At 52.0% G+C, this 3,942-nt stretch carries 4 protein-coding genes; 3 read left to right on the top strand and 1 reads right to left on the bottom strand.

Annotated elements, in window-relative coordinates; all coding sequences use genetic code 11:
- Window positions 1–137: 137 nt before the first annotated feature.
- Entirely contained in the window at window positions 138–287 is a 150-nt protein-coding gene (locus BQ17_RS21410; RefSeq protein WP_176722278.1) for a hypothetical protein, read from the top strand.
- Window positions 288–961: 674 nt separating this feature from the next.
- Entirely contained in the window at window positions 962–1,435 is a 474-nt protein-coding gene (locus BQ17_RS20170; protein ID WP_141699080.1) for a hypothetical protein, read from the top strand.
- A gap of 830 nt (window positions 1,436–2,265) precedes the next feature.
- On the opposite strand, the gene BQ17_RS03795 is transcribed toward BQ17_RS20170, so the two are convergent.
- Entirely contained in the window at window positions 2,266–2,595 is a 330-nt protein-coding gene (locus BQ17_RS03795) for an FmdB family zinc ribbon protein (RefSeq protein ID WP_089724431.1), read from the bottom strand.
- 128 nt (window positions 2,596–2,723) lie between these two features.
- Between BQ17_RS03795 and BQ17_RS03790 the strand changes: the two genes are divergently transcribed.
- Entirely contained in the window at window positions 2,724–3,578 is an 855-nt protein-coding gene (locus tag BQ17_RS03790) for an SDR family oxidoreductase (RefSeq protein ID WP_256091466.1), read from the top strand.
- Window positions 3,579–3,942 lie beyond the last annotated feature (364 nt).

Below are 3,942 nucleotides of genomic sequence, written 5' to 3'. Positions count from 1 at the left end.
AATCATGACTGAAAACCCCTTTGATTGATTTTGTAGATGAGTTATTCTACTCTAGCATTTAAAAAATACCACTACCTTGACTTGTTTCCCCCTAAGCTAGATTCCCCTCAACCCAACGCGCAGCCAGGAATCTGACCATGACCGCTCCCCGTTCCGTTCTTGTCTCCTTAAAAGAACAAAAGGACACCAAAGAACAAAAGGACACCCATTTTGTTTATGCGGTGCTTCGAGTTGCCAGCTACCAGTCGGGTGTATCCGACATTTTCCTGTTTCCGGTTGTGCAATAGCCCAACTTGGATTGAGTATGGGAAAATCCATGTAGGATGTGGTGAGTAAAACGAACCGCATCAAAGAACCACGAATAGACACCAATAAACACGAATCATGATTGGTGTCGATTCGTGTTTATTCGTGATTTCAAAGGGTAGGATGGGCAAAGCGAAGCGGGTCCATCAGATGGTTTAGGGCTCCGATCATTCCGCAGGGCTTTCCGAACCGCGGCTCCTTGCAAGAAGACAGATAAAGCGAAGCGTGCCCATCGAATCCGGCTACGTGTAGTCTAATTTACTGTTAGGCAGTTGGACGTGAAGGTTGAGATGAGGAAATATTTCAGAAATCTTTGGCCAACATGGCAGCAATACCGACAATGGAGCATGCCAGATAAATTAACTTTTATCGGCACATGTGTCGGTATTCTTTCTCTATTCATAACCATAGTAACTATCGATGCATACGTTTTACTCATAACTATAGCAATTATAGTCGTCACGTTGCTCATTAAAATAACTACTGATAAACCACTTATTCAGGGTAACTGGGATAAAGAAAAGGCTAACGAAATGGTTCTTAATCTTATGAATCAACATAGCAACCCCAAAGAGCATGACCTAATCTCGCGCGGGATAATAGTCATTATACTTTAAACTACATAGATAAAACTAGCATAATTGTAGTTGGATATTTGAGTCATGATAGTTGTCATGCTTGTGCACCAAAACTCAGTTTCGTTGAGTTCATTAAAGTTCGGAATGGATGGAACCTTAAAGAAGCCTATATTAATGCTTTCCAAGACGGATCATGGGGTGAGCCTCCGTCTTCAATAAAACTACTTGCAATAGGTCATGATATTTTTGGTGTTGTTATTGAGCACGGATATGCAGGACAAGGATATCTAGAAGAGTATACAAGTATTCACGCGGTGGTGGCAGGAGAATTTCGCGAAATATTTTCTGAGATAACTGGAGTTGACGATTCCGGTACTGGTAGGCCATCAAAAGACTCTTGGAATTCACTAATTACATTTCGCCAGCAAGGCACTTCATTTTACGATATGGTTGTGCAACAGACGGGCAAAAAAGACGGACAACCATTAAGGAATAAGATTGTATATAAGTTTGATGGTCGGAAGTATTCTAGCAGCAATATCTATCAATAATAGAGCCCGTAGGATGTGGTGAGCCTGCCTGCCGTCCCAGGGACGCTTGCCCGTGCCGGCACGGCAGACAGGGAGCAGCAAGCAGCGAACCGCATCACTGTTCTGTAGATAATGAATTATACTCGAATTGAAATGGATACAAGATAAAGTCGGGAGAAGTGAGCCCGTAGGTCGGGTCAGGCCAGGGATGGCCGCCACCCGACGGAGGTGGCTGGCATACGGCGGATGGCGCAAGCTTATCCGCCCTACGCGGGCTTGCCCCACCCCAGGGACTTGCCTGCCGCAGGCAGGTCTGCCGTCCCATGGACCTGTCTGCGACGGGACCGATAAAAAAATAGTACGTATTTCTTTTTCTCGCTTAAAAAAGGATTGTCCATCGAAAGCATCAACAGGGGCGGTTAAAAGCATTGTTCCTATCTTCGAAACGATTCTAAATAATAATAGGTAGTGCTTAACATATAGTGGTCGTGTAATTTCCCCAGCGGGGAAGGGAAGAAAAAGGTTCAGCAGGAAGTTCATCACTACATATCAAGTACTACCCGATTCGGTTGGCCTGTTTCGCCTTAGAAAAATTCGATTTGATCGGTCCCCAACGGACCGAGTATGCTCCAGTATCCATACCAAGACGGTGCTTTCCGTCCTCGGCGCAACACGCGCTACGGGTGGGGGGCTAGCCCTTACCCGACCGGGATTTGCACCCGGCAAGAAGCGCCAAGCTTCGCTTGGCGCACTAATCTGCGGATCAAAAAAGTTTCGGCAGACAGACAGATCTGCCGAGACCATGGTTTCGGGAAGCTTTATATGCCCTTGCCCTGAGTCGCCCTCTACGCTCATCCCGTAGCGGGGACCTTCGATTCGGCAGCGGGTTTTTTCTTATCGCCGCCTTTGTCCTGCTTGGTGTCCTGAGACGAGCCCGCATCCTTCTTCTTCTCGCCGTCCTCCTTCTTTTCACCACCTTCGTGTAGGTTCTTCTGCTTTCCACCCTTGAAGTCCGTCTCATACCAGCCGCTGCCCTTGAGCCGAAACCCCGCGGCGGATACCAGCTTCTTCAGTGCCGGTTGCGTACACTTGGGGCAATCTATCAGCGGCGGATCGGTGATCTTCTGCAAGACCTCCAGCTCGTGGTCACACTGCTCGCATCGATATTCGTAGAAAGGCATGTTGCTACCTCGCCAATCACCAGTTGAGAAAACTTGAAGCCAATGGGGCTTGCGGCGGGTGATTTCAACCGATCACAGGTAGAATTCCGTCCGCGAAACAATCCTTTCGGCGGCCCGGGAGAGACCAAATGCAACCCGAGGAAATGCGCACGATCCTGATCACTGGCTGCTCCAGCGGCATCGGTTACGCCTGCGCCCATGGCTTGCGGGAACGAGGCTACCGTGTCTTCGCATCGGCCCGGAAACCAGAGGACGTGGAACGACTGTCCAGCGAGGGTCTGGAGGCGTTGCGCCTGGACCTGGACGATCCGGCCACTATCCGGGATGCGGTCGACCGGGTCCTGTCCCGTACCCAAGGCCAGCTCTACGCTTTATTCAATAACGGTGCCTACACGCAGGTGGGGGCCGTGGAGGATCTGTCGCGCGCGGTGTTGCGCGCCCAGCTGGAGACCAATCTGCTCGGTTGGCATGAGCTTACCTGCCGCCTCATACCCATCATGCGCCACCAGGGCTACGGCCGCATCGTCCAGAACAGCTCCATCCTCGGGTTGACGACTTTGGCCTACCGGGGCGCCTACGTAGCCAGCAAGTTCGCCCTGGAGGGGCTGACGGACACCCTGCGTCTGGAGCTCGCCGGCAGCGGTATCCAGGTCTCTCTGATCGAACCCGGCCCCATCAAGAGCCGGATCCGAGCCAACAGCTATGAGAAGTTCCGCGCCCACATCGATCGAGAGCACAGCCCACACCGGGAGCAATATCGCGCCGTGGAAAAGCGCCTGCTCCGGGAAAGAGCAGTCCAACCCTTTACCCTGCCTCCCCAGGCGGTACTCAAGAAGTTGATCCACGCCTTGGAGAGTCCACGGCCCAAGCCCCGCTACTATGTCACCGTTCCCACCTACCTATTCGGCGGATTGCGCCGAGTGCTGTCCTCCCGGGGGCTCGACCGGGTGCTGAGGTGGATCTCGGATTCCGGTAGTAGATGATCCCGCCACCGGATTGGGGGTGTATAAATTGCCACCAGCGACCAGTCGCCGGCTGCCGGCAATGGAGGGTGGGCTCTGCCCACCGACTCACCCGGTTCCGATGAGGCCGGGGGACAGTTTGAACCCTAAGGGGGTAGTGGTAAATTTTCAAATGGTTAGGGTAGAAGGGTTCATTATGCCCCGTTGCTTGATTTGATCCCCTCTCCCCAACCCTCTCCCAGAGGGAGAGGGGGTGCTGCGTGTGGCGTGCCCAACCCACTGCGAGTGGCGATGTTTCCATTTAAACCATGCTCTGTTGCAGGTCGGCGAGGAGAAAGTCTGGTGTCGCGGCGGTTTGCTCAGCGGCATGGAGCTGGTTCTTGGT

It is taken from the genome of Candidatus Thiosymbion oneisti, from assembly GCF_900092655.1.
In the GTDB taxonomy this organism is placed as follows: Bacteria; Pseudomonadota; Gammaproteobacteria; order Chromatiales; family Chromatiaceae; genus Thiosymbion; species Thiosymbion oneisti.
This window is presented reverse-complemented; position numbering and strand designations above follow the sequence as displayed.

What these genes read in the sequence shown, in the direction of transcription:
- BQ17_RS21410 (WP_176722278.1), top strand. Translation starts at nt 138, where the DNA reads ATGACCGCTCCCCGTTCCGTTCTTGTCTCCTTAAAAGAACAAAAGGAC.
- BQ17_RS03795 (WP_089724431.1), bottom strand. Translation starts at nt 2,595, where the DNA reads ATGCCTTTCTACGAATATCGATGCGAGCAGTGTGACCACGAGCTGGAG.
- BQ17_RS03790 (WP_256091466.1), top strand. Translation starts at nt 2,724, where the DNA reads ATGCAACCCGAGGAAATGCGCACGATCCTGATCACTGGCTGCTCCAGC.